The 26,525-nt window shown below is 38.5% G+C and carries 17 protein-coding genes, 1 pseudogene and 1 riboswitch; of the genes and pseudogenes, 2 read left to right on the forward strand and 16 right to left on the reverse strand.

Going from position 1 to position 26,525, the window contains the following annotated elements; translation table 11 throughout:
• The first annotated feature begins 240 nt into the window (after positions 1 to 240).
• Entirely contained in the window at positions 241 to 429 is a 189-nt protein-coding gene (locus ADM90_RS01925) for a hypothetical protein (RefSeq protein WP_053993383.1), read from the forward strand.
• 89 nt (positions 430 to 518) lie between these two features.
• On the opposite strand, the gene ADM90_RS01930 is transcribed toward ADM90_RS01925, so the two are convergent.
• The 10 genes from ADM90_RS01930 to ADM90_RS01975 form a co-directional block, all read right to left on the reverse strand.
• Positions 519 to 1,817, reverse strand: a complete 1,299-nt coding sequence (locus ADM90_RS01930; RefSeq protein ID WP_053993384.1) for a nucleobase:cation symporter-2 family protein — start codon at positions 1,815 to 1,817, stop codon at positions 519 to 521.
• Complete coding sequence (locus ADM90_RS01935; RefSeq protein WP_053993424.1) at positions 1,817 to 2,401, reverse strand: xanthine phosphoribosyltransferase; 585 nt, start codon at positions 2,399 to 2,401, stop codon at positions 1,817 to 1,819. Before ADM90_RS01935 ends, ADM90_RS01930 begins: the two co-directional genes overlap by 1 nt.
• A gap of 134 nt (positions 2,402 to 2,535) precedes the next feature.
• Positions 2,536 to 2,637: riboswitch (purine riboswitch) on the reverse strand.
• A gap of 290 nt (positions 2,638 to 2,927) precedes the next feature.
• Entirely contained in the window at positions 2,928 to 3,437 is a 510-nt protein-coding gene (locus tag ADM90_RS01940) for a PepSY domain-containing protein (RefSeq protein ID WP_053993385.1), read from the reverse strand.
• A gap of 90 nt (positions 3,438 to 3,527) precedes the next feature.
• Entirely contained in the window at positions 3,528 to 4,199 is a 672-nt protein-coding gene (locus ADM90_RS01945; protein WP_053993386.1) for a PepSY domain-containing protein, read from the reverse strand.
• On the reverse strand, positions 4,196 to 5,491 hold the full coding sequence (locus tag ADM90_RS01950) for a sensor histidine kinase (RefSeq protein ID WP_053993387.1): 1,296 nt from the start codon (positions 5,489 to 5,491) through the stop codon (positions 4,196 to 4,198). The genes ADM90_RS01945 and ADM90_RS01950 overlap by 4 nt, the downstream gene beginning before the upstream one ends.
• Positions 5,481 to 6,176: a response regulator transcription factor gene (locus tag ADM90_RS01955; protein ID WP_053993388.1), complete on the reverse strand. Its 696-nt coding sequence runs from the start codon at positions 6,174 to 6,176 to the stop codon at positions 5,481 to 5,483. Before ADM90_RS01955 ends, ADM90_RS01950 begins: the two co-directional genes overlap by 11 nt.
• 124 nt (positions 6,177 to 6,300) lie before the next feature.
• Positions 6,301 to 9,333 (reverse strand): leucine-rich repeat protein, encoded by a 3,033-nt coding sequence (locus tag ADM90_RS01960; RefSeq protein ID WP_053993389.1) that lies wholly within the window; start codon positions 9,331 to 9,333, stop codon positions 6,301 to 6,303.
• 150 nt (positions 9,334 to 9,483) lie between these two features.
• On the reverse strand, positions 9,484 to 12,246 hold the full coding sequence (locus ADM90_RS01965; protein WP_053993390.1) for an InlB B-repeat-containing protein: 2,763 nt from the start codon (positions 12,244 to 12,246) through the stop codon (positions 9,484 to 9,486).
• A 137-nt stretch (positions 12,247 to 12,383) separates the two neighbouring features.
• Entirely contained in the window at positions 12,384 to 14,897 is a 2,514-nt protein-coding gene (locus ADM90_RS01970) for a LuxR C-terminal-related transcriptional regulator (protein ID WP_053993391.1), read from the reverse strand.
• Positions 14,898 to 14,924: 27 nt separating this feature from the next.
• Positions 14,925 to 17,420 (reverse strand): LuxR C-terminal-related transcriptional regulator, encoded by a 2,496-nt coding sequence (locus ADM90_RS01975; protein WP_053993392.1) that lies wholly within the window; start codon positions 17,418 to 17,420, stop codon positions 14,925 to 14,927.
• Positions 17,421 to 17,612: 192 nt separating this feature from the next.
• Here ADM90_RS01975 and ADM90_RS01980 point away from each other — a divergent pair, with 192 nt between their 5' ends.
• Positions 17,613 to 18,878 carry an Nramp family divalent metal transporter gene (locus tag ADM90_RS01980; RefSeq protein ID WP_053993393.1) on the forward strand — a complete coding sequence of 422 codons (1,266 nt, stop codon included), beginning with the start codon at positions 17,613 to 17,615 and terminating at the stop codon, positions 18,876 to 18,878.
• 345 nt (positions 18,879 to 19,223) lie between these two features.
• On the opposite strand, the gene ADM90_RS01985 is transcribed toward ADM90_RS01980, so the two are convergent.
• The 6 genes and pseudogenes from ADM90_RS01985 to ADM90_RS02010 all read right to left on the reverse strand — a co-directional run bounded on the left by ADM90_RS01985 (position 19,224) and on the right by ADM90_RS02010 (position 26,231).
• The gene (locus ADM90_RS01985) at positions 19,224 to 20,060 is read right to left on the reverse strand and encodes an Rpn family recombination-promoting nuclease/putative transposase (RefSeq protein WP_053993394.1); all 837 of its coding nucleotides are present in this window, start codon (positions 20,058 to 20,060) and stop codon (positions 19,224 to 19,226) included.
• Positions 20,061 to 20,194: 134 nt separating this feature from the next.
• Positions 20,195 to 21,293 (reverse strand): RNA-guided endonuclease TnpB family protein (locus ADM90_RS01990; protein WP_152927957.1); only part of this gene is annotated, 1,099 nt, incomplete at its 5' end.
• Between the two features lies 1 nt (position 21,294).
• A pseudogene (locus tag ADM90_RS01995) lies at positions 21,295 to 22,055 on the reverse strand (RNA-guided endonuclease TnpB family protein); the annotation flags it as partial.
• Between the two features lie 136 nt (positions 22,056 to 22,191).
• Positions 22,192 to 22,422, reverse strand: a complete 231-nt coding sequence (locus ADM90_RS02000) for an Rpn family recombination-promoting nuclease/putative transposase (RefSeq protein WP_053993396.1) — start codon at positions 22,420 to 22,422, stop codon at positions 22,192 to 22,194.
• Positions 22,423 to 22,582: 160 nt separating this feature from the next.
• Positions 22,583 to 26,017 carry an InlB B-repeat-containing protein gene (locus tag ADM90_RS25430; protein ID WP_327037005.1) on the reverse strand — a complete coding sequence of 1,145 codons (3,435 nt, stop codon included), beginning with the start codon at positions 26,015 to 26,017 and terminating at the stop codon, positions 22,583 to 22,585.
• A complete protein-coding gene (locus tag ADM90_RS02010; RefSeq protein WP_053993398.1) occupies positions 25,977 to 26,231 on the reverse strand; it encodes a hypothetical protein in 255 nt (84 codons plus the stop codon). Before ADM90_RS02010 ends, ADM90_RS25430 begins: the two co-directional genes overlap by 41 nt.
• Positions 26,232 to 26,525 lie beyond the last annotated feature (294 nt).

The following is a 26,525-nucleotide window of genomic DNA, read 5'->3' on the forward strand; positions in this document are numbered from 1 at the left end:
TCATCTTTACTGTTTCACCCAATATAAATCATATAAGTATAATAAGTATTTCGTTTTATTATACATAAATACCAAATAAATATAGATTATTTACCAAATCCTTTAAAATCTCCTAAAAAGTTGTTAAATTTGATTTTGATAGGGATCTCTTATAAAAAGAGGAATCTTATAGCAACATTTATGAATCAGTTTGAATGTCGGTAAATAATTCGAGATAAAGTTGAAAGCGAGGTGTTTTATTTGTATTTCTCAAATATTCAAATTTTAATGCTTGTATTTGCTTTTATTATTGCAGTTCTGGGAGCTGTAAAGATGTATCAAATTAAAAAAGAATATTTAGTGAAGCAGAAAGAATTAGAGGTAGAATCTGAAAAGATTGAATTGGAGAGACTAAAAATAACAGCTACACCTGAGGAAATTTCCAAATAGTCCATTTTACTTTTAGTTATTGTTATGCTATTAAATCTTCCATATAGAAAAGTGTCATCCCCTTATCTATAAGAGGATGACATATTTTTTTAAGCTTCCCCATGCATTGGGTCTTTCTTATGCTTTGGCCCAATCATGTTGAATAAAATATTAAGGATAATCGCTGTGACAGAACCACAAACGATACCGTTAGATGTAAGAATTGAAATTTTTTCTGGTAGTGCATCAAAAATGCCAGGAACCACTGATACACCGACACCTAAGCTTACTGCAATCGCAGCAATCATCGCATTCTCAGCTGATTCATTCATAACAGGTACAAGCATACCCATACCTTGTGTAATCACCATCCCGAACATTGCAAGCATCGCCGCACCTAGTACAGACGTTGGTATAATCGTTGTTAATGCTGCGATTTTTGGTAGGAAGCCAAGTGCTACAAGTAAACCACCTGTGATGTAAATGACTTTGCGGTCCTTAACGCCTGACATACGCGTTAGTCCCACGTTTTGTGAAAATGTTGTGTATGGGAAGGCATTGAAAATACCACCGATTACTGAAGCTAGACCCTCTGAACGGTAGCCACGAGCCAAATCCTTTGAATCTAATTTTTTATTACAAATATCACTTAGTGCAAAATAGACACCAGATGATTCTACTAAAGATACCATTGCCACAAGTGTCATGGTAATAATTGCCGTTACATCAAATGTTGGCATTCCAAAGTAGAAAGGTTGTACCATATGGAAGACATCTGCCTCTGTCACTGGGTTAAAATCAACTTTGCCCATCACTGCGCCTAAAATTGTACCAGCCACTAAGCCGATAAGAATCGAAACAGCACGGACAAATCCAGTAGAAAAACGGTAAACAACTAAAATAATCGCTAATGTAATAAATGCTAACGCAATATTAGAGCCTGATGCAAAATCTTCTGCACCTTGTCCACCCGCCATATTGTTTAATGCTACTGGTAATAAGGAAATACCGATAATCGAAACAACTGAGCCTGTTACGACTGGTGGGAAGAATTTCACAAGCTTTCCAAAGAAGCCTGCAATAATCATAACAATTACCCCTGAAGCAATTATTGAACCATAAATATCTGTAATACCTTGTTCGGGGTTTGTACCAATCGCAATAATGGGACTCACTGCAGTAAATGTACAGCCTAGAACTACGGGCAAACCAATACCGATAAATTTCCCCGAATAAACTTGTAATAGTGTAGCGACACCACACATCATAATATCAATCGCCACTAAATAGGTCATCTGTGCTGAATCAAAGCCAATTGCGCCACCAATAATTAATGGGACTAAAATAGCTCCTGCATACATTGCAAGCAAATGTTGAATCGCTAGCGTTGTGGATTTAAAGGTATTCATTATGCGTCGGCCTCCGGAGCAAATGTTACTTTGCCATCTTCGAGAGAATCTACAATTGCCAATGATTCTACACGTACGCCTTGCTCACGTAATAACTTACCGCCATTTTGAAAACCCTTTTCAATCACAATACCAACACCTACAACATGAGCACCGGCTTGTGCAGCAATATCCAATAAGCCTTTTACCGCTTCTCCATTTGCTAAAAAGTCATCAATAATTAAGACATTGTCGTCTTCATTTAAGAAACTACGTGACACTGAAATATCATTTGTTTCATTTTTTGTGAATGAATGCACCTTTGATGAAAAAAGATTATCTGATAATGTTAATGATTTACGTTTACGTGCAAATACAACAGGTGCCCCAATTTCTAAGCCTAGCATAACAGATGGCGCAATTCCTGAAGATTCAATTGTTAAAACTTTTGTAATCACTTGGTCAGAAAAGCGATTTGCAAACTCATGACCGATTTCCTTCATTAACATTGGGTCAATTTGATGGTTTAAAAATGAATCTACCTTTAATACGGATGAAGATAATACTTTACCCTCTTGCATAATTTTATCGTGTAATAACTTCATGGCTGTCATATCCTTCTTTCCTAAAATTAATAAAAAAACGCTGAATACCTTGATTCCATTCAGCTACGAGTGGAGCAAAGCATTCAGCGTAAAAACGTCGAAACGAATAGAAAACATCCTAATAATTGAAGTTCTCTAAAAGCATTGCTACCCATAGTCGATTTATTTACGGTAAATCGGTAGAAACTCGCGAGCCCTATTCTCGCTATTATATGAGTGGAATTGTATAAAACCATCAGAATACCCAATTTATCACTTTATTCGGAATAAGCTTGTAACTTCTTCAAAAAAAGTTTGATTTTTCGGAATTTAATGGCATTCTATAGTTTTTTATTTGTAAATGTTCGTGTTTTCAATCAACGTACTGATTATAGCAGACTCTTTTCTAGCTTGCTAGTATTATTTTGATAAATAAAAAAGGTATATTCATAATGACGACATTTTTGTGAAATAGCAACATCCTATCCTAACAAAACTAAGAGCTGTTAGGAAAGATAAAATCCTTCCCAACAGCCCAGCTTCTATATCAGTCTTCAATATCTTGTTCAAACGTTACAATTTCCCCTGAGATTGCATTAACATCTACCTCATATTCATATTGGCCATCTCTAATTTCAATTTCATAAAAGCCGCCATCCAGCTTAATTTTTGTCACTGTCCCTTGTACTTTTTTTAGAGCTGCTTCAATAGCCTGCTCCTTCGTAATCATTTTCGTAGTAGTGGCTGGAACATTATAGTCATCCCAATCATCATTATCTCGATATTCTTTTCTCTGCTTTAATAGCTTCCCACTATAGGCATCAAATTTTAAGTCGTACTCTTCCGTATCCGTATGCACCTCTACTTCATAAATAGAACGGCCAAGCTCAATGTCTACTACTGTTCCATCCACAACCGCTAAAGCCTTCTTCTCTATTTCCTGCATAGTTAATACCTTTTTTTCTTGGGCATTTCCTGATAATAATGTTGTAGAACCAATAGCAGCGCCAACTCCAAGGGTAACCACTAATGCTGGAATTATCATTATTTTTCTCATGTCCATCTCTCCTTTGCTTTATCTATTATTAGCTTACCAAGGAAAGATGATAGGACTATAAGGAGAACATTAGAATTTCATGAGAATGGATTAGTGATCGTCATCCCATATAACAGACATGACTTTTCCTGAGACAGCATGAATTTGAAAAGTAGCTTCATCGTCCTTTGTTTCAATTTCGACTAAATAGTAACCACCCTCTGCTGTTTCTTCAAAATCCACTGAGTCTACTTCCCCCTCTAATTGCTGCTGTGCTATATGAATAGCGTGTTGTGCCGAAAGGATCTGTCCCTCTATAGGCTGCTTAGACGGTTCGATATCCCTTTCAGCTATAATTTCACCTGAAAAGGCATCTACTGTTAACTCTTTTTGCTTGTTCTCTTTTTCAACACGCATTGTATATACATTATCTGCTAATCTAACGCTCTCTATCTCACTATATTCTTTTTTAACTAACTGTCTTATTTCGTTTTCTGTTAGCAATAATTGATTGTGTACTTCTTTGACCTTTAACTCTGCTACTTGCTGTGTTATCGCATCAAACATAGCTGTATACGTTACTTTATCTCTCGTAAAAAGCATTTCATAACTATTTCCTTGTTTCCTCACCTGTGTCACATGTGCCTGGTAGATTGTTTCAATATGCTGTACAGCCTCTGCCTCACTAAGTGGCTCAGCATGAAAATAACGATATTGAATAAACCAAATTATCCCACTACAAAGAAGGAGAGTAACAGCAATTATCACCATCCATTTTTTCATCGCTGTCCCTCCTTTGGTATACATAAGGTAAAGCTCGAGCCTTCCCCAAGTGTACTTTCCACATCTATCGTAATGCCCAATTGTTTAGCAAGCTCATAAGCAATGGCAAGCCCTAATCCTGAGCCACCTGTTTTTCGATTACGATCCTCTGTTACACGGTAAAAGCGCTCAAATAAATGAGGAATATGCTCTGCTGGAATACCGATGCCAAAATCTCGAATCGTAACTCTTACACAATTGGTCGTTTCCTTAGCAGAAATATGGACTTCACCCTCACTATATTTTCGTGCATTATCCAGTAAAATAAACAACAGCTGCTTTAAGATTTTTTCATCACTGGCAATATAGATTGACAGTGATACATCGACTATAAATGCTCGTTGATAAGCCTGTTGCATTTGCATAGCAACTTTATCTAAAAATGGCGCAAGATTAAGCTGTTCAAAGTGGATGTCCAGATGCTCGTTATTTTTGGCTAGCTCTAGCAATTGTAGCACCATTTCATGCATACGAGATGATTCATTGACAATAGCTTGTAGCGATTCCTGCGCTACTTCCCTATTTTCAAAGCCCCTTCTTAACAGTAATTTTGCATAGCTTTCAATAACTGTTATAGGTGTTTTTAATTCATGGGAGGCATTTGACACAAATTCTTGTTGCTTTTGATAATGCTGTTCAAGCTTCTCCATCATCATATTGAAAGTACGGTTAATATTGGCTAACTCATCCCCGCCTTTACTTGGAATGTCTATTTTTTCATATTTCCCTGTCAGCGCACTTTTACGCATCGTGTTATTTAAACGCTCTAATGGTAATAAAATCAGACGCCCAAGCATTAGGCTTGCTAAAAAAATCGGAATTGTTGCCATCACAGATACAACGACTAATATCACCTTTAATAGCTCCAATGTACTTGCTACTGCTTCCATAGATTGTTGCAATGTTATAGCTACAACCGTACCATCAACCCATATTGCTGGCATTGTATAGCTGATAGAGGGACCATCTGGCATTTCGAGGGTAGCCTGAACCTTTGTTTTTAAATGCTCTCCTTCATAAATATAAACAGCACCATCTGTTGGCATATAGGCTCTTAATACTTGTTGCAGATCGGTTTGAGCATTTAATTGACTTAATGTGGTGCTTAATTCATTTGCACGTGTCTGAAGCTGATTATGCTCTGTGTTGTAGGCAAATTTCTCATACAAAAAATAAATGCCACTATTGGTTGTTATTAAAATAACGAGCATTAACAAGGTTGTTAGCAGATGAATTTTTGTCTTAAGTCTCATAGCTCTGTTCCTTCAGCACATATCCGACACCACGCACTGTTTGAATAAGAGGCGTTGCATTAGCAGCTTCAAGCTTTTGCCGAACATAACGAATATAAACATCCACCACATTCGTATCCCCATAATAGTCATAGCCCCAAACAGCCTCTAGTAGTTGTTCTCTTGTTAGTACCTGCTTTGGATGCTTTAGCAAATAGCGCAACAAATCATACTCTCGTGGTGTCAGTTGAATTTCCTTATCAAAATATACAACTTCTCTTGTTTGTTCATTTATAGATAAATGTCCAAATGTAAGAGCTATTTGCTTTGGGCTAGCCTTTTGTGAAAACCGTAAAGCGTTACGAATACGTGCCAGTAATTCCTCAATTTCAAAAGGTTTCGTTACATAATCATTTGCTCCTAGATCCAACCCTTTTACCTTATCCTCCACTTCACTTTTAGCCGTTAGCATAATAACAGGTGTCTGTGATTCTGTTGCACGGATACGTTTTAGCACATCAATACCACTCATCTCAGGTAGCATAATATCCAGTAAAATTAGATCCCACTGCTGCTCACGGTATAGTAGCAAGCCCTCTGTCCCTGTATGGGCCATCTCTGCCTCATAGCCTTCAAATTGAAGCTCAAGCTGTAGCACTCTCGCAATATTTTCTTCATCCTCTATAATTAAAATTCGATGGGGCATGTCGAATCAGTCCTTCTTCTTTTCTTTCATCGTAAACGATGCAGGAGGTTAAAGTCTAATTAGAAAACGATGAGAAAAAAATCTCACCAAAAGCCTTGTTGATCGCTAATGGTGAGATTTTTAGTTAGTGGTGCAAAGCTCTATATAATAATGCTGCGAACTCTGCGCGTGTCACAGGGTCATTCGGTCTAAAGTTCCCATTATCACCGATTGCGATACCATTGGCTGCAAGAATGGCAATATAATCATAAGCCCAATGCGTTGCGGGTACATCTTTAAATGTTTCTTGCTCAGTAGCAGTAAAGTTAAAAGCCACTACCAATACTTTTGCCATTTGAGCGCGTGTCATATTAGCGTTTGGGTGGAAGTTGCCATCTATGCCATCAAATAGTCCAGCCTGCTGTACCTGATTAATTACCCCCCAATAGAGATGACTTTCTGGAATATCATTAAATGCTAATGCCTCTTTTTTCGGCTCTAGCTCTAATGCCCGTGTCAGCATCAACGCAACATGCTGGCGCTGAATCGGTGCATTTGGCTGGAATGTACCATCTGGGTAACCTGTAATGATGCCTTGCTTCGCCATCTCCTGAATCATCTGCCATGCCCAGTGATGCTGTAAGATATCTGAGAAAATTATAGCTGCTTCTGGCTGTGGTGCTGGCTCTGGTGATTGTGGCTCTGATGGCTCTTCCGGTTTAGGCTGTTCTGGCTTTTCAGGCATGGTTGGCTCTGGCGTTGGTGCTGATTCTGTTGGTGTTGGAGCTGGAGACGAATTACTGCTTCCTCCCCCACCTGACGAACCATTTGCGAACCATTTGGCAAATAAAGTATGATCCGCTGTCATTACATCTGTACTAAAATTCCATGTTGTTGTGAATTGAGCATCCTTATACCACCCTGCAAATGTATAGCCTGCTTTTGTTGGATCAGCAGGCTTAGTTGCTGGTGTATTATAAATAACCTGTTGTGACGGAACCGAGCTTCCACCTGTTGTATTAAAATTTAATGTATATTGTACTACGTTCCACTTGGCATACAAGATTGTATCTTCTATTATCACATCTGTAGCAAAGTCCCAAGGAATATTCAATGCCTCATCCTTATACCAACCCGCAAATGTATGCCCTGCTTTTGTCGGAGCTGTTGGTTCACTTACCTGCCCCTTATATATTACGGTAACAGGAGTAATTACTGTTCCTCCATTTGTATGAAATGTGACGTCATATGAATTTGCTACCCATTTCGCATACAAGGTAAGGTTTGATTCTTCAATATCAATCAGGCTATTTACTGCATAATCTATACCATCCCCAGCAGTAGTGCTGTTCCAACCCTCAAATGCAAAGCCTGTTTTCTCTAAAGCCCCTATATTATCTAGGATCGTTGCTTGAGCATTTCTTGGATACCTATTCGTATCTACTGGCGTATTCCCTTGTACAGAGCTATTGCCATGATAGATGACCTGATAAGTAAGCAATTCGAATAGGTGATGATATTGATTTGCATACGCTTGTGCAGTCGATGCATCATGACCATAAATAGTTAAATCACTTGGATTCATATTAAAAATATCTTCTAAAAGAATCGTTGCATCCGATAATATTCTTACGTGCTTGAGGCTATTGTCAGTAAAGGCATTATCCTCAACAGTTATTACATTTTTAGGAATTTCTAAACTACTAATTTGATTCTCCCCAAATGCCCATCTACCAATATTCGTTACACTACTAGGTATCTCTATAGTTGTAAGCTGATTATTGAGAAATACACTTTCTGCTATGTTTGTTATACTTAATGGAATTATCACATTCGAAAGTTGATTTGTGGCAAATGCGTATTCTCCTATACTGGTAACACGTGAAGGGATCTCTAAAGAGGTAAGTTGATTTTCTGAAAATGCCCATTCTCCTATCGTCTGCAAGGTTGTCGGTAGCTCAATGCTTGTTAATTGGTTCGCCATAAATGCGAAATCTCCAATTGTTTTAAGTTGATTTGGTAGCTTTACAGTAGCAAGCTTATTATCTAAAAATGCATATATGCCAATTTGCGTCACCTGATCTGGTATTTCTATACTAGTAAGTTGATTATCAAAAAATACACCTTCACCTATTTTCGTAAGATTATTGGATAGCTTCACATATGTTAATTGATTTTCTGCAAATGCCACATCTCCAATATTCGTTACACTGTCTGGTATAACCACCTGTGTAAGACCCTTTTCGCCAAATGCTCCACTACCTATTGCTGTTACTACCCCGCCACCTAGCTGACTTGGAATGGTTATTGCCGTATCTGTACCAATATAATCCCTAATCGTTACGGTTCCCCTATTATTTGTCCACACATAATCCGCTTCATTGACCTGAGCTGGAGGGTCAAATACTTGGAAGTTTATATTTAATCTATCTGCATACTCTTTTGCTGAAGAGGAATCTGGAGCATATATAACAACATCAGGACTATGCCCTATAAAAGCATCATCACTTATTGCAACATCCTTAGAATGTATAGTGATTTCCTTTAAATAATTATGGGAAAAGGCTCCATTCCCAATGCTTTTCACACTCTCTGGTACCTCTAAGCTTTCAATATCATTCCCTGCAAATGCACTTGCCCCTATAATTTCCACACCATCCAATATTTTCACATTGACAATCTCATTATTTGAAAATGCATGATCTCCGATACGGGTAACACTATTAGGTATATCTATGCTTGCTAATTCATTGCCAGAAAACGCATAATTACCGATAGTACTTAGATTATTTGGCAATATCACATTTGTTAGTCGGTTTAAGGAAAATACGCCATCATTAATACTCGTTAGATGACTTGGTAGCGTCACACTTGTTAGCTGATTTTGATAAAAAGCATAAGCGCCAATTGTCGTTACTGTTTCTGGTATTATTAGGCTTGTTAGATTTTTATTATTAAACGCCCAAGGATCTATCCCTGTTACTATTTTCCCTTGCAATTGATTGGGAAGCACAACGGCTCCGCCAGCACCTGTATATGTCTTTATGGTTACTGATCCATCAGGATTATCTTCAACATCATAATCCGCTTCATTAGCCAAAGTAATTGGCATTTTTATTATCGTTATGAAGAAAAATAGTGTGAGCAATATTCCGTACCTAACACTTGTGGTTTTCATATAAACTCTCCTTTCTAGTAAGATTGAAATAATTCTCCTTCATCTTAAAGATAATCATTTACCCCTACTATTGAGGAATGTTAATTGTTTTTAGTTAAACGTAAAAAACCCCCGCCATTAGTGTAAAACTACCAGTGAGGGGGATTCTTCTTATTGTAAGAGAGCTCTATATAAAAATGTGGTGAACTCTGCGCGTGTCACGGCATCATTCTGTCTAAATTTGCCTTGGTCGCCTATTGCAATGCCATTTGCTGCAAGAATAGCAATATAATTATATGCCCAATGTGTTGCAGATACATCGCTAAATGTTCTTTGCTCAGTAGCAGTCAAGTTAAAAGCCACTACCAATACTTTTGCCATTTGAGCGCGTGTCATATGAGCATTTGGCTGAAAACTTCCATCTATACCGTCAAATAGTCCTGCCTGTTGTACCTGATTGATTACCTCAAAGTACATATGACTTTCTGGAATATCATTAAATGCTAATGCCTCTTTTTTTGGCTCTAGCTCTAATGCCCTTGTTAGCATCAACGCAACATGCTGGCGCTGAATTGGCACATTTGGCTGGAATGTACCATCTGGATAACCTGTAATAATGCCCTGCTTCGCCATCTCCTGAATCATCTGCCATGCCCAATGTTGCTGAGAAATATCTAGGAAAGTAAGCTCAGGCTGTGTTGGTTGTAGCTCAGTAGGTTCCATTGGTAGAGGCTCTAGCTGTTCAGGCACTGGTACTGGCTCTTTAGGCATTGGTACTGGCTCTGCTGGTATTGGTGTCGGAGATTGATTACTACTTTCTCCACCACCAGTTGAAGCATTTGCTAGCCATTTGGCATATAAAGTAAGATTGGCTGTTACTACATCTGTCTTAAAATTCCAGGGTATTGTGAATTGAGCATCCTTATACCAGCCTGCAAATATATAACCTTCTCTTATTGGATTTGCTGGTTGTGTCGCAGTTGTGCTAGCAGTAAGCATTTGGGGTGCGATAGTACTTCCGCCGTTTGATACAAAGTCCAGTGTATAGTAGTGTGCTGCTTCCTTTTCCCATTTTGCATACAATGTTGTATTCTCTGTCACTTTATCTGTATCAAAGCTCCATGGTTTCATCAGCTCCTCATCCTTATACCAGCCTAAAAATCTATAATCTGCTTTTATCGGGAATGGTGGTTCGTCTATTAGCTTATTATACATCGCTGTCACAGGAGAAATGGCTGTACCTCCATCTGTATAAAAGGTAATGCTATATTCATCTGCTATCCATTCTCCATATAATGTCATATCCTCTGTCACTTTATCCATATCGAAGTTCCATAGTAATGTCAGCTCTTCATCCTTATACCAGCCTGTAAATGTATAGCCTGTTTTCATCCAAGCTATTGGTTTCTCCACCTTATCTCCGTATTGCACATTACTAGTGATTAATTCAAAGTTTGTTTGAAATTGCACAGTATAGTTATTTTTTGTCCATTGTCCGTATAGTGTGATATCCTCTGTTACCTTATCTGTCGCAAAATCCCATTGCGAACTAAATTCCTCATCCTTATACCAGCCTAAAAATGTATAGCCTGTTTTGGTTGGGTCTAGCGGCTTGGTGAGCAGCTCTCCATCTAATACTTCAACAGTTGTTATGTCTGTATCGTTATGAAATGCGACCGTATGTGGTTTTTTCATCCATTTTCCATATAAAGTTAAATCCCCTATTACCGCATCTGTAGCAAAGTTCCATGGCACAGTCAGCTCTTCATCTTTATACCAGCCCACAAATAGAGAGCCTCTTTTTGTAGGGTCTGCTGGTGCTAGTGCTTTTTCTCCAGCCAGTATTTTTTGTTTATCAATGGCTGAACCATTATTTGCGTTAAATGTCACTGTAAATGTTAGCGCATTTCCCTTTGCATAAATACTCGTCGGTTGAGAGATACTGCCATCCCACGGCGTTGTCCATGCTAAATCCTTATACCAACCATCAAATGTGTTACCTTGGTCTACAAATGTATTAGGTTGTAATACTAATGGACTTTGAAAGCGAACCCACTGTAATTGATTATCGGCGAATGTCCAATCCCCTATATGTGTCACTGTATTTGGGATATGAAGCTTGGTCAGTCTATTATTTTGAAACGCTCTAGCTGCGATGTTTGTCACTCCATTAGGAATAGTTAATTCTGTGAGTTTTTTCATATAAAATGACTGGACGCCAATATATGTTACACCATCTGGGATATCGACATTTACTAGATGATTCTCATAAAATGCAAAATCTCCTATATTGGTTAAGCCATCTGGAAGAATAATCGTTGTTAATAGATTTTGATAAAATGCGTAGTTCCCTATACTTGTCACGCTACTTGGAATGGTGACACTTTCTAATTTATTCCTCGTAAATACACCGTTCTCTATTTTTGTTATACCGTCAGAAATTGTCACCGATGTTAGCTGGTTATTTGAAAATGACTCTGCCCCCATTATTTTCACGCTATCAGGAATATCCACCGTCGTTAATTGGTTATTAAAAAATGCTAAATTTCCTATATGTGTAACGCTATTAGGAATAGTCACAGTCGTTAACTGATTCATCAAAAATGCTCTATCCCCTATTTTAGTCACACTGTCAGGAATAGTTACGCTTGTCACATCCTTATTAAAAAATGAGGATTCCCCTATGATCGTAACAGGCTGCCCGTTAATAATAGCAGGAATATCAACATGCCCACCATCCCACAAATAGGCTGCAATGGTGATGCCTGTATCGTTTGGTGTTGTATAAAACTCAGGTTTACTAAAGGGCATTATATCATTGCTTATACTGCTATCTTCACCTTCATTTACTTCATGCTCATTTGCATAAGAAACCGAAATTTGTTTCCATTGCAAAAAGAACAATATAAGTATAATCGTTGTAGTCTTTTTCATGCATCCCCTCTCCTTCATCTAAAAAATCAAGTAGTCTTTCCCTCTCATATTAAAAAAATAAAGTTAATGCCACCATTGAGGAATGTTAATTGTTTTCATACAAAAAATCCGCTACCTAGAAACGATAGCGGATGATCTTATTCCATTAGTTTTAATAATATTGCCTGTGCTCGGTTTTTAACACCTAACTTACTGTAAATCCCTGAAAGGTAGACGCGTATTGTACCTTCCGATAAAAATAGCTGCTCGGCTATTTCCTTATTAGAAGCCCCTTCTGATAATAACGAAAATATTTCCTGCTCACGAGCGGAAAGGGTGGCGAATGCTGGGATTTGCTTATGCTTTTGAGCACACTCTAGCAAATGTTCAACATAGCTTATGGAAACTTCCCTCCACTCCTTACCAGAGGACTGCTGTCGAATATTGTTTAATAAAGCATATGTTTGAGGCTCATCCATAAAGGTTCTAGTATATTGATAGGGTTCAGCTAATATTAAGGCTTGATGTAATGTCCATAAGGCTTCATCTGTTTTCTCCTGCTTTGCTACACAAATGGCGAATAAAATCATAGCTTCAATATGAGTAGAGAGCTGTCCTTGTTGCTCTGCCTGTGATCTTACTTCTACAATAAGTTGCTGTGCTTCTAAAAGCTGCTCCTTCATCAGCAAGATCCGTGCTTTAACAAGTGAATAGAATGGCGAATCCATTGCTACATTTTCTTTAATCTTGGCTAACTCCTGCTCTGCTTGAACAATTTGATTTTCACGTAAAAATACAAGTGCCTTCATCACCCTGATCATATCTATCCAATAACGTTCACCGACAATTTCCATTGCATGGTCTAATACAGCTTGCGCTACGATATACTGACTATCTAAAACAGCAATTTTACTTTTTAACATATACATCGGCACTAATAACCCTGCATCTTGGAATTGATGGCCAGCACGTAAAGCCTCCTCTAATTCTATTGATAGCTCATCAAAGCGATGCCACTCATATAATTTTTCCGCACGCATGCCATAGCTATAACCTGTCATGCTTAAATCCCTAAACTCACCTGTTCGAAACTTTGCAAAAAAGGACATTGCTTGTTCATCTGAAAGTAGCTTCCCTTTAGAGCCTATATTTGTTCGAAACAGCATATGCTCCTTTTGATTATATTGTATAAAAATGGCATCCCATTTTGAACCAACAGGCTTTCTCTCCAGCCTTTGCCGAATGTATTCTGCCCCTTGTGCAAGGTTGCCATTTCTCATAACAACAATATAGGCTTTCACCCCTAAAAAATCATCTACAGCAGATGCATATTCAGCTTTTTCCATCCATTGATTGGCTTCATTCTTTTGTTCCAGCTCCATTATTATTTGATAGGCCTCATCTAAATTGTGCAATACAGCAAGTGTATAGGCGTACATCACTATTAGCTCTGGATGGACCTCACAGCCATTGGTCCATAAAGTATCTATCCAATTTATATAAGTTGTTGCATGTCCACAAGAAAGAAATGTAACAATATGCTCATAAATCCATTGTTCTGCATAGGTGAAAATCTCACCACTTAATGCAAGCTCTATGGCAGATAAAAAATGACCGTTATTGTATAAGGAAACAGCAGCTTTTTCATATAGTGCCAAAATATCTTGATGAGAAAATTGCTTCTTCAGCTCTTGTCGTAATGTTTGTCTAAATAAATTATGGTATTTATAAACCTGCTGCTGTGCTTCAATTCTACTAATAAATAATCCCTGTTTCTCAAGCTCCACTAAAACCTGTTGAGCATCGTGACGAGCCGTTAGAAGATTACAAGTAGCAGGAGTTAGTTGCTCCAGCAACGAAGTATAAAGAAGGAACGTTTGAAGAGATGGATCAAGCTTGGTAAAAATCTCTTTCACTAAATACTGAGCCACATATGAATTACTTCCTTTTAACGGTTCATCATCAGCCTTGCTAAATCTAGCTAAGTTCGTTAATTGCAAACCGATAGCCCAGCCCTCTGTTCTATCAAAAACCTTTTGTAACTCCTCTGTATCTATTTGTTTATTAAGCCTATTATAAAATTCCTTTATCTCCTTATACGTAAAAAGAAGTTGCTCTACACTGATTTCTACTAAACAATGGTTTAATCGCCACTTTATAATAGGAAGAGAAACCGTTGATCTACTTGCTATATAAATAAAGCAATGCTCTGGTAAGAAATCAATCAGGCGAGTCATCATTTGATGAATGGCCTCATTGTGAATATGATGATAATCATCAATCATTATATGAATTTCCTTGGTAGATTGCGCTAATTCATGCAAGAAAGTATCTACTAAATAGGCTAATGGTAGCTGTGGCTGAGCATGAAGAATGGCTGTAATACGAGCTACTGATTCTGTAGGTAAAGCATGACTAATCGCATGCATAAGTAATTTCCAATAACGCATCGGATCATTATCCGTTTGATCCACTGTATACCAAGCAACGGCTGAATCAAGCTGATAAAACCAGCTACTTACTAAGGTCGTTTTTCCATATCCTGCTGGCGCCTGCACTACTATAAGCTTTGCATGAGCTTGTTGAAAAATAGCCGTTAAACGTTGTCGATGAATGACTTGCTTACTTATTTTAGGTATAGTTGTTTTTGAGGCTACTAAAATAGTAGGCATCTTGTCACCCCCTTCTACTTTACAGGTTTAATAGCCCAGCCATTCTTTCGCCCACACAATTGCCTTCATACGAGATTTTACACCTATTTTAGCGTATATCTCTGTTAAATAAACACGAATGGTTCCCTCCGTAAGCTGTAGGTGCTGTGCAATCTCATTATTAGAAGCACCCTCCGCAAGCAATTGTAAAACATCTCGCTCCCGCGGTGTAAGGCTATCGTGCCATTTATCTGTGTAATTATTTTTCTGCAATAGTTTATAAACGTATGCTAAAGGTACTGATTGAAAGACATCCTTTTGATGATGCTGACGTATACGCCAATATTTATGAAGCAACGGAAATACGGCCTTTTCTTCTAAAAACGTTCGGCAATAGCCATACAAAGCTCCTTGTTCAAGGGCATCATGTAAAATGGATATAGCAGATTCCTCTTTTCCTAGTTCAAAATGACATGCAGCCTCTACCAAACTCGCTTCAATCAATGTACTCACTTGCTTTTCCCGAGTCGCTCCCTCTTTCATACGAATAGCAATTTGCAGCGCTTCCTCTAGTTGATTTTTAGCATAATATATTTTGCTTTGAACAAATAAATAAAATGGATTTCTTCGTGCAATTTTGTAATTAATAAAATCAGTCACTCTAAAAAACTCTCGCTGCGCATATGAAATATTTCCTTCCTGTAAATAGGCCTGGGCCTTCATTATATACAATACACCAATCCAATAGGACTTATCTGTTTCCTTCATAGCTTCATGCAACAATATATATGCCTCTTCAAATTGTTTGTTCGTCATATAAAGACGAGCCTTTAATAGATACATCGGTATAAACAATCCTGGGTCTTGAAAATACAAACCGTATTGTAAGGCAGTTTCTAGTTCCTTACTTGCCCTCTCTCTATCATTTATTTCATATAGTATCTCTGCCAATAGCCCATAGGTAACGCCTGTTATATTTCGTTCCTTTATTTCACTATCACATAATACCTGAATAAGGGCATCTATTTTTTCTACTGGCAAAAATTTCCCTTTCATACCTGCCATTGTACGCAAAATTCTAGGCTCAAATTGATTATACTTTAAGGAAATACGATATAAAGATGACTTTTCCTTTCTTACATTGACACGTGTTTGTAAGCCTACTTTGGCTTTTTCGAGATTGCCATCCTTCATATAAGCAACGTATGCATTAATAATTTCAAAGATTTTGGATACAGCGATAAATTTAAAGCCATCCATCCATTGCAAGGCATCTTGCTTAAAAAGCAGCTCCTCAATAATTTCATTCGCCTTGTCTATTTCATGCATCGAAAACAACGTAGTAATATATAAAACAAGCAAATTAATATCTACAGAAAACTGTGCATGTCTTAATGCTTGTACCCATTGCCCAAATAATAGTGTATGCCCCTCAGCAAAGATTTCCACCAAATAGCACTGAATCCACTCATGCGCGAGTTCATATAGCTCTCCATTTAAGGCAAGTTCAATTGCAGCTACATAATCTCCTCCTTGGCAGAGGTGGGTAGCCGTTTCACAATAAATAGCGGTAACGGTCTCAGAGGAATAACGCCTTTTAAGCTCCTGCTGTAGCGCCTTTCGAAATAGCGTATGGTAAAGATAAACAGGTGGATGGCTTGCAATTTGTTCAATAAATACACCATTGCTCTCTAATTTCATAAGGGTCGCTAGGCTGGTTGCTTCATTTGTTATAACAGTGCAAATACTTGGCTCTAAATGGTTTAATATTGAGGTACGAATTAAAAAATCCTGTAGTGCTGCTGGCAACATTGTCACAATTTCCTGCATAAAAAATTCATGAATATACGCATCAGTATCAATTGACAATCTCATAAGCTGAATACCTGCTATCCACCCCTCTGTTTCCTCTAACAAGGGCTTCAATGCATTAACCTGCTGCTCATCATGAGAAAAACCATAGTAAAAAGTCTGTAGCTCCTCTAAATCAAAGCGTAATTGACGGCTTCCCACCTCTAACATCCATCCCTTTATACGCCAATTTGCTAGTGGTAGCTCTAGGTGAGTTCGAGTTGTTAGATAGATACATATATTAGCTGGTAAATACTCGATGAAGCGAATCAGAAGATGATGAATGTGAGGATGCTGAATTGCTTGAAAATTATCTAAAACAATATGCATATTTTCCTTATACAGCTCTAACTCATTTAACAATGTATCTATAACTGTTTCTAGGGGCGCTCTTTCATCCAGTAAATGATATAGTTCTTGTTTGAGGCTGAAAGATAAAGTATGTATTAAATATTTGATAAAACGGATGGGCTCATCATCATTTCGATCAATTGTAAACCATGCCACAGCTTCCTTTATATGTCCCAGCCATTGACTAAGCAACGTTGTCTTACCATAGCCTGCCGGTGCCTGTATAATGGTTAATTTCTTCATTCGATTATTAGTAAGAATGGTCAATAATTTCTTTCTCTCGATAGCATTTGGTATGATGCGTGGCATTGTTACTTTTGATTTTACCCAGACCATCTCCATCTTTTTAGCCCCCTTTCATCTTAATCATTAGTTCGATATATTTTTGAATTTTCCTGCCATTTTATTTACAGGATACATACTACTAAGCAAGTTACTTCACATTTTTAAATCCTAGCGTTAGAATACTACTATATTATTTTCCTATAGGAAACTTTATTTCATTTACGATTTTTTTTGAAACGAGGGAACATTATGGCATACAAACAAGTAACAAAATCGGCTGCTGAGGCGGTTTTAGATGGAGATATACAAGGCTGGCGACGCTTTTTGCCGTTTCTTGGTCCTGCTTTTATAGCAGCTGTTGCTTATATTGATCCTGGTAATTTTGCAACAAATATTACAGCAGGCTCTCAATATGGCTATTTATTGCTTTGGGTTATTGTCTTTTCTAATTTAATGGCTGTGCTCATTCAATCTTTATCAGCAAAGCTTGGCATTGCGACAGGCAAAAATCTACCTGAAGTAGCACGTGAACATTTTTCTAAAAAAACATCTATTTTCTTATGGATACAGGCTGAATTAGTCATTATCGCCACTGATCTTGCTGAGTTTATTGGGGCAGCATTAGGGCTTTATTTATTATTTAATATTCCTATGCTTCCTGCGGCCATTATTACAGCCGTTGGATCATTTGCGATATTGGAATTACAACGAAGGGGCTTTCGGGCATTTGAGGCGGGTATTTCTGGTATGGTGTTAATCGTTGTGCTAGCGTTTGCCTTCCAAACCTTTTTAGCACAGCCAAATTGGGGCGATGTAACCATTGGTATGTTGACACCGCAGTTTGAGGGAGTAGATTCTTTATTATTAGCAACAGGCATTTTAGGCGCAACAGTAATGCCACATGCGATTTATTTACATTCTTCATTAACACAAAATCGTATTGTAGGTCGTAATGAGGTTGAAAAACGACGTATCTTCCGTTTTGAGTTTATTGATATTCTTATCGCAATGCTGATTGCTGGTGCAATTAATATGAGCATGCTAATTATTGCGGCAGCCGTATTCCATACACAAGGCATTGTCGTGGAGGATTTAGATATCGCCTATAATGGCTTAAAGGATGCACTTGGCCCAATGGCGGCTATTTCCTTTGGTCTTGGCTTACTTATTGCAGGGCTAGCCAGTTCCTCTGTTGGGACTTTAGCAGGTGATGTCGTTATGCAGGGCTTTATTCAAAAAAGAATTCCACTTTATTTGCGTCGAGCCATTACCATGTTACCTCCGCTAGTCATCATTGCCTCTGGTGTCAATGCAACCTATGCTCTCGTTCTTAGTCAGGTTATTCTATCCTTCGGCATTGCATTCGCTCTTGTCCCTCTTGTTCTGTTTACAAGCAAACGGGACATCATGGGTAGCTTAGTCAACCATCGTATTACAACAATTTTAGGTTGGTTTGTCGTTGTTATCGTCGTTGTTTTGAATATTTATTTATTATGGGAAACAATTTTTGGTTAAAAGTACGTTTCATTGATTGAAATAATAAAGTTCTACATAGCTTTCCTCATCTAAGCTATCTGTAAAAAAGACCCTTTCAATATTAGCTATATAGTTAATACTAAAAAGGATTACATCATCTATCAATGGTTAGCCATCTAAAATGACTGTTTCATCTAAATCCAAGTCGGCTGGATGATAAAATGTATGGTAGGCATTATCGCTCTTATTGGTTTCTGTCCCATCAAACCCATCTTAAATCGCTACATTGTTTCTCATTTGGAAGATCTTATTATGCTTTGTTTATCTACATCCATAGATAAGCAAAGGACTTGAGAGAAGCATCCTCTCAAGTCCTGGTGACTATTACTGCAAATACGCCTTCACTTCTGCCAAACTATTAATCGCGAAAATATTTGCAGTAATTGAATTCAATGCCTTTGTATTTGCTTGGTTAATTGCCTGCTCTAGTTCCTCTGGCAGCTCACCGAATTTTTGGGTTAACAATATCAGGACTGTGCGAGAGAGGGCTTTTATTTCTCCCTGCTGTACACCTTGTTGCAGTCCTTCTTGCAATCCTTGTTGCAGTCCTTCTTCCCAACCTTCATTTTTCCAGATTTCTGCTAATGTCATGGTGATATCACTTCCTTTTAATTCATAATTTTCAAGGCGTTCAATGATTTTCTCCATATCCTCTTTTTTTAGCTGATCTCCTATCTCCGCAATATAACGCAACATCGTTTCAATATAGCCAACAGCCGATTGTTTATCTTCTAGTTCCCCTAAATAATAAAAGGCATGTAGAATGGATGCAAGTAAGGCACTGCCTTGTTTTTGGCGGGCATCACGCAGCAGGGTGAGCAAGATGCGGTTGCGAACAGAGCCACGAATGTCCTCATCCTTATATTGCGACACATCATAGAGTAAATACTCGAAATTCGGAATATATTTTTGGAGTGCTACGGGTAAGTCCTGATAGCCCTCTAGTAATTCCCCTAAGCTTGTTGGCACTCGCCATTCTCGATTGTCATGACAGATGAGCAAGGGTAGGATAACAGGCAGCTTCATGGCATGCTCTTTCACCTGTTTTGCCTCCCAAATAGCCAACATATAGCGAAGCAATTGTAAAGCTGTGCCTGTATCACGATAACTTTTATGCTCGAATAATAAATATAAATAGCCTTCTCGCTTACAAATATCCACTGTGAACTACTCCCACCACTTACCACCCTTGCGAGTCGCTTGAAGTGGGGGCTTCTCGACTTATCGTTGCTTTTACTAGCCAACGAAAACTGACCGAGCTACCCCTCTTGTTCCAAGAGTTTTGGTGCTTATGATCACGCTAATAGGCGTATACCTTCATTTTTGATATTGATTGCTGAATTATAGTCACGATCTGCCACATAGCCGCAGGAACAGCGGTAGGTGCGTTCAGATAGTTTCATTGGTTTTTCTGCACCACAACAAGAACACTTTTTAGTGGAAGGGAACCACTTATCAATTTTCACAAGTTGTTTCCCTTGTTCCTTTAGCTTATACGCGAGGAAAGTAGTGAACATCCCCCAACCGTTGTCGTGAACGCTTTTTCCAAAGCGAAGGGCTTGAGACATTCCTTTCATGTTCAAGTCCTCCATCACAACAGCATCAAAATTAGAAGCTAACTCTTTTGACTTATGGTGAAGGAAATTCATGCGTTGGTTTGCTACTTTTTCATGTAACTTAGCCACGACTAGCCGTTGCTTGTGCCAACGTGCAGAACCTTTCTTGCGTTTCGATAGAATACGTTGTGCTTTAGCTAATTTTTCTGACATGACACGATAATAGCGAGGATAATTGGCTTTCTCATTCTCACTACTCACGTAAAATTCAGCCATAGCAAAATCCAGCCCAACGACATTTTCTATTTTTTTAGGCTGTATGTCTTTTTTGTATTCTGTTAGGACAGAAACATAATATTTTCCTGAGTTTGTTCTTGAGATTGTACATGATTTTAGTTTGTAATTCTTAGGAATTTCTCTATGCTGTTTGATTTTCACAAGTTTCAGTTTTGGTAACTTGATATGACCATCTTTCCATTCGATGTTTCCATTGACAAAGTTAGTTGTATAGGATTGTTTTGTTTTACGGTTTTTGAACTTTGGAAATTCAGCATGTCCTTCAAAAAAGTTCTTATAAGCCGTCTGTAAGTTCATTTGTGCATTCGCTAAAGCGAGTGAATCCACTTCTTTTAGGAATGGAAATTCACCTTTATACTTTGCAGGAGTCGGAAACTTTTGCTTTTTAAGTGCTTCTTTATCATTCTTAAACTTTTCATACGTTTCTTTGCGTTCAGCTAACATCTTATTGTAGACAAAGCGAACACAACCAAATGTCTTAGCTAATAAGACGGATTGTTCTTTGTTTGGCAACAAACGAAATTTGAAAGCTTTGTTTTGTNAAATTCATGCGTTGGTTTGCTACTTTTTCATGTAACTTAGCCACGACTAGCCGTTGCTTGTGCCAACGTGCAGAACCTTTCTTGCGTTTCGATAGAATACGTTGTGCTTTAGCTAATTTTTCTGACATGACACGATAATAGCGAGGATAATTGGCTTTCTCATTCTCACTACTCACGTAAAATTCAGCCATAGCAAAATCCAGCCCAACGACATTTTCTATTTTTTTAGGCTGTATGTCTTTTTTGTATTCTGTTAGGACAGAAACATAATATTTTCCTGAGTTTGTTCTTGAGATTGTACATGATTTTAGTTTGTAATTCTTAGGAATTTCTCTATGCTGTTTGATTTTCACAAGTTTCAGTTTTGGTAACTTGATATGACCATCTTTCCATTCGATGTTTCCATTGACAAAGTTAGTTGTATAGGATTGTTTTGTTTTACGGTTTTTGAACTTTGGAAATTCAGCATGTCCTTCAAAAAAGTTCTTATAAGCCGTCTGTAAGTTCATTTGTGCATTCGCTAAAGCGAGTGAATCCACTTCTTTTAGGAATGGAAATTCACCTTTATACTTTGCAGGAGTCGGAAACTTTTGCTTTTTAAGTGCTTCTTTATCATTCTTAAACTTTTCATACGTTTCTTTGCGTTCAGCTAACATCTTATTGTAGACAAAGCGAACACAACCAAATGTCTTAGCTAATAAGACGGATTGTTCTTTGTTTGGCAACAAACGAAATTTGAAAGCTTTGTTTTGTTTGGTCATATCAATTCACCTCACTTTTGACCTTGATTTTCAATCTATTTTTTGATGGTATCTATTGGGACACCGCCTGTTGGAAGTAGGCAGAAGCTTCTTGACCAAATATACCTCCCACCTACTATTGGTGCTATTCGAACCTTCACATTCCTTCAGGATGGGAGACTTCTTTCGGAAAGCCGTTAAATACTAAATCGGAGAAGCTTTCTTCCAACTCAGGGGTTAAAAAGCTATCCTTCTGCGGCGCTAGTGTCGCTAAGTCCAATACTTGCAATACTTCTGGTGGACAATAATTCAACAAAAAATCCTTGGCGACTTCGACATTACCAAATGACTCCTTGAAAAACTTATCATGCGGATTCCTCAATTTCACGTACCTTATCACCTCATTTCTCACCAATTTTCTTACATCTATTATACAATTTTGTATGTCGGGATGCGAATAATAGCAGACGAAAAAGCTTGGAAGGAAATTCCCTCCAAGCTTTTCTCATTTACTGATTTTGCAAAATCCGATATAAAAACGTCACAAACTACGCTCTTGTCACAGGGACATTTGGATTAAATTTATCATTATCCCCAAGCGCAATGCCTTCTTGCTCTAGCACCGCAATATAGCCTGCACTCCAATGGGTGCTCGCTACATCTGTAAAGGAGCCTGTGCCTTCGGGTGTTTGACCCATTAAACCAACGAGTACCTTTGCCACTTGTGCGCGTGTCATCTTTTCGCTTGGCAAGAACGCACCATTTGTTCCATCCACAATACCCGCCTGCTGTAGGGTCATGATGGCTTCATAATAAGGATGCGTTGGAGAAACATCCTTGAAATCATTACCTTCTCTTACTTGTTCAAAAGAAAATGCTCTTGTGAGTAAGGCGGCAACATGCATACGGCTAATCACTTCATTCGGTCGGAAAGTACCGTCCTCAAAGCCTTGAATAATGCCTGCTTCTGTCAATTCTTTAATCATCTCTTTTGCCCAATGCCTTTCGATATCCCTAAATGTCACAGTTGGGATTGGTGGTTCAGGTTGTGGTTCTTCTACAGGTAGTGCCATCCATTTGGCATAGAGTGAAATATTTTCACGTAGCACCGTATTCGCTGCCCATGGCTTTGTCAATTCCTCATCTTGATACCAGCCAGCAAAGCGATAGCCTTCCCTTGTTGGGATAGGTAAGTCACCAATTTTTGTATTATAGGTAATATCAATTGGTGCAATCGCTGTGCCACCATTTGTATGCAAGGTGATTTTTACCTTTGCGGGTGGTGAATCGTTATTGTCGTTTGAGACATTACTACCTCCATTTATTGGTGGTGGATTTGGGTTAGCTGTCCATTGAGCATACAGGATAATATGTGTTGTGCCCATTTGGAAAGTTGCTTTTTCAGTATATGATTTCCCTTTGCCATCTGCTTGCGTGTTCCAACCGACAAATGTATAGCCTGTTCTTGTCAGGTTGCCGCTATTGCCTTGCACTGTCACCTGAGCTTTTTCCTCATATACCTGATTGTCATGTGGTACCATGCCATCTGTTGCACCATTTGAATCATAGGTCACCGTATACGTTGGATTCGCTGTCCATTGGGCATACAGGGTGATATCCTCCATGACGACATCTATGGCAAAATCCCATTTGTCATTCCCATCCGTATACCAGCCTGCAAATGTATAGCCCTGTTTGCTTGGCATAGGAGGTTCAATTGCCTTCTCATTATACAGAACTTGTTGTTCAGCAACATCGCTACCTCCATTTGATTCAAAGATTACTTTATAGGGATTCGGTATCCACTTGGCATACAATATTTGATTGCTTGTACCCATTATGAAAGCGTCATTCTCAACATAGCTATCTCCTTGACCGTCTACCTGTGTGTTCCAACCCACAAATGTATAGCCTGTTCTTTCCAAATTGCCGCTATTACCTTGCACTGTCACACTTGTATTTTCTTCATATCTTTGCGTGTCCTCTGGTATATCACCATCTGTTGCACCATTTGGATTATAGGTCACCGTATACGTTGGATTCTCTGTCCATTGGGCATACAATATTTGATTGCTTGTGCCCATTATGAAAGTGTCGTTCTCCGCATAGCTATCCCCTTGACCATCTGCCTGTGTATTCCAACCTGCAAATGTATAGCCTGTTCTTGTCAGATTGCCACTATTGCCTTGCACTGTCACACTTGTATTTTCCTCATATCTTTGCGTATCCTTTGGTACATCACCACCTGTTGCACCATTTGAATCATAGGTCATCGTATACGTTGGATTCTCTGTCCATTGGGCGTACAGGGTGATATCCTTCGTGACGACATCCATGGCAAAATCCCATTCCTCATTTCCATCCGTATACCAGCCAGCAAATGTATGGCCCTGTTTGCTTGGCACAGGAGGAGCAATTGCCTTCTCATTATACAGAACTTGTTGTTCGGCTACATCGCTACCACCATTGGATTCAAAGATCACTTTATAGTTATTCGGTATCCACTTGGCATAGAATGTCTGATTTTGTGCCCCCATTGTAAAAGAGGTATTTTCAGCATAGTCATCGCCTGTGCCATTTGCTTGTGTGTTCCAGCCTACAAATGTGTGACCTGTTCTTTCTAAAATGCCACTATTATTTTGTACAGTTACAGTGTCTCCTTGCTGATAGGTCAACTTATTTATCGGCGCATCACCTGACGTTGCATCATTTCTCTCATAGGTTATATGATAAGGAAATGCCTCATATGCTCCTAAATCAATTATGCCCCCTTGAATACGGAGATTTCCTGCAAGGTCAGTGGCTGTCGCATTCAGTGTATTGTTTCCTTTATTAATCGCTGGTGACCCTGCCCGTAATTGGTAATTTCGCTGACTTGGGTTAACATGATTTGGGTCAATAAAAATAGCTTCTGGTGTATACGTGTCTGGTTGTATATCTGTTGTTGACTGATGGAACTTAGCTAAAATATTTCCACTTTCCGCTACATCCAGTAAGCTGTTTTCAATCGTCGCACTAACACTTGAATGAAGCGCTGGCTCGCCATTATTGCCAGCAATGAGACTATTGTATATTTTTGGACTGCCACCATAGATGGCTCCTTTATCCGTTATTTCTGTTTTATTGCCACTCATTGTGACATTTATTAGCGTGGGGCTGCTATTATTATAATTGTACATGCCGCCTCCAACATGTGTTGCTGTATTGTGCTCAAAAATGACATTTGTTAGCGTGAGGTTGCTATATTTATTGGACATGCCGCCTCCATAAGATGCTTCGTTGCTCCTGAATGTCACATGCGTTAGCGTGGGGCTGCTGTATTCATTGGACATGCCGCCTCCAGAATTAGAATAAAATTGATTGGCACCACTTGCATTCCCCCCTGTAATCGTTACACCGTCTAAAATGGCTGTAGAGTTTAACTGCAAGCCATCCGGATGATAGAATACATGGTAACTATTTCCTGAATTATCGGTTGGTATGTTATCAATATCACCGCTTAAAATCGTTTCATTATTTTCCCAATCACGCTCTGTTAAATCGGTTTCCGTTCCATTAAAGCCACCATAAATCGCTACATTGTTTTGCATTTGGAAAGTCGCAGTACGTGGATCATTTGAAGTCGTTCTCTTTGTCGGTTTATATATGCCTGCTGCTAACCAGATTTCTAGCTTTGTTGTTGGGACCACCTGTAACTTTGCTTTTGCATCATCAAGTGCTTGTTGTAAATTATTATAGGCAGTTGTCCAACTTTCGCCATTGCCTCCATTGCTTTTTGCATCGACATAAATAATCACACTATTCGCTGCCGTTGTTTTCATCAATTGCAACGGTTGCACTAGTCGCGAATCCATTTTGATGATACGTCTTTCCTCCACATCTGCTAGGCGGAACCAGAGCTCATGCTCGCCTTCCTCGGTAATAACCAATGGCTGGGTATGGTCAAAGGGCTGCCATGTTGTGCGCATCTTGTGAAATTTCAATCCCTGCGCTATCTCCAGAGGTCGTTGTTACCTGTACTTCTACAGCGCTTGTGGCAGTGTCTCCTTCCTTATATGCCTGTCCGTTTGTTGTCATTGTGATATGCAAGGTAGATGTATTTTCCATTGCCATGGCTGGTAAACTACCAAATAGTGTTTGCATAAATAAAGCAACGATGGCTACAAACACTAGCGTTTTCTTTGTTTTTTGTTGCATATAGAGTCACTCCTTTTCTATTAGATTTGAATGTTAGATAGACAATGATTTAAACCGATAGGCACATCACCACTTTTCACCTCACTTTAAAAATAGAAGACTACCTATATATTATTAATAAGTAATATAAGGCTATAAAGTTTATCCCAAATGGTCAGACTGTAAGACTCCCACTCGGTTGATAATAGCTATTGATTGCTAATTTTAATCTATATTATCTAAAAGTAATATTCAACTATAAAAAAGGAGAAAATTAGATTTTACCTCTCTCAATATTGAAGGGCATGTCTGTCT

Origin of the sequence: Lysinibacillus macroides (assembly GCF_001281525.1) — a bacterium.
GTDB lineage: Bacteria > Bacillota > Bacilli > Bacillales_A > Planococcaceae > Lysinibacillus > Lysinibacillus macroides.

What these genes read in the sequence shown, in the direction of transcription:
- ADM90_RS01930 (WP_053993384.1), bottom strand. Translation starts at nt 1,817, where the DNA reads ATGAATACCTTTAAATCCACAACGCTAGCGATTCAACATTTGCTTGCA.
- ADM90_RS01935 (WP_053993424.1), bottom strand. Translation starts at nt 2,401, where the DNA reads ATGAAGTTATTACACGATAAAATTATGCAAGAGGGTAAAGTATTATCT.
- ADM90_RS01940 (WP_053993385.1), bottom strand. Translation starts at nt 3,437, where the DNA reads ATGAGAAAAATAATGATAATTCCAGCATTAGTGGTTACCCTTGGAGTT.
- ADM90_RS01945 (WP_053993386.1), bottom strand. Translation starts at nt 4,199, where the DNA reads ATGAAAAAATGGATGGTGATAATTGCTGTTACTCTCCTTCTTTGTAGT.
- ADM90_RS01950 (WP_053993387.1), bottom strand. Translation starts at nt 5,491, where the DNA reads ATGAGACTTAAGACAAAAATTCATCTGCTAACAACCTTGTTAATGCTC.
- ADM90_RS01955 (WP_053993388.1), bottom strand. Translation starts at nt 6,176, where the DNA reads ATGCCCCATCGAATTTTAATTATAGAGGATGAAGAAAATATTGCGAGA.
- ADM90_RS01960 (WP_053993389.1), bottom strand. Translation starts at nt 9,333, where the DNA reads ATGAAAACCACAAGTGTTAGGTACGGAATATTGCTCACACTATTTTTC.
- ADM90_RS01965 (WP_053993390.1), bottom strand. Translation starts at nt 12,246, where the DNA reads ATGAAAAAGACTACAACGATTATACTTATATTGTTCTTTTTGCAATGG.
- ADM90_RS01970 (WP_053993391.1), bottom strand. Translation starts at nt 14,897, where the DNA reads ATGCCTACTATTTTAGTAGCCTCAAAAACAACTATACCTAAAATAAGT.
- ADM90_RS01975 (WP_053993392.1), bottom strand. Translation starts at nt 17,420, where the DNA reads ATGGAGATGGTCTGGGTAAAATCAAAAGTAACAATGCCACGCATCATA.
- ADM90_RS01980 (WP_053993393.1), top strand. Translation starts at nt 17,613, where the DNA reads ATGGCATACAAACAAGTAACAAAATCGGCTGCTGAGGCGGTTTTAGAT.
- ADM90_RS02010 (WP_053993398.1), bottom strand. Translation starts at nt 26,231, where the DNA reads ATGCAACAAAAAACAAAGAAAACGCTAGTGTTTGTAGCCATCGTTGCT.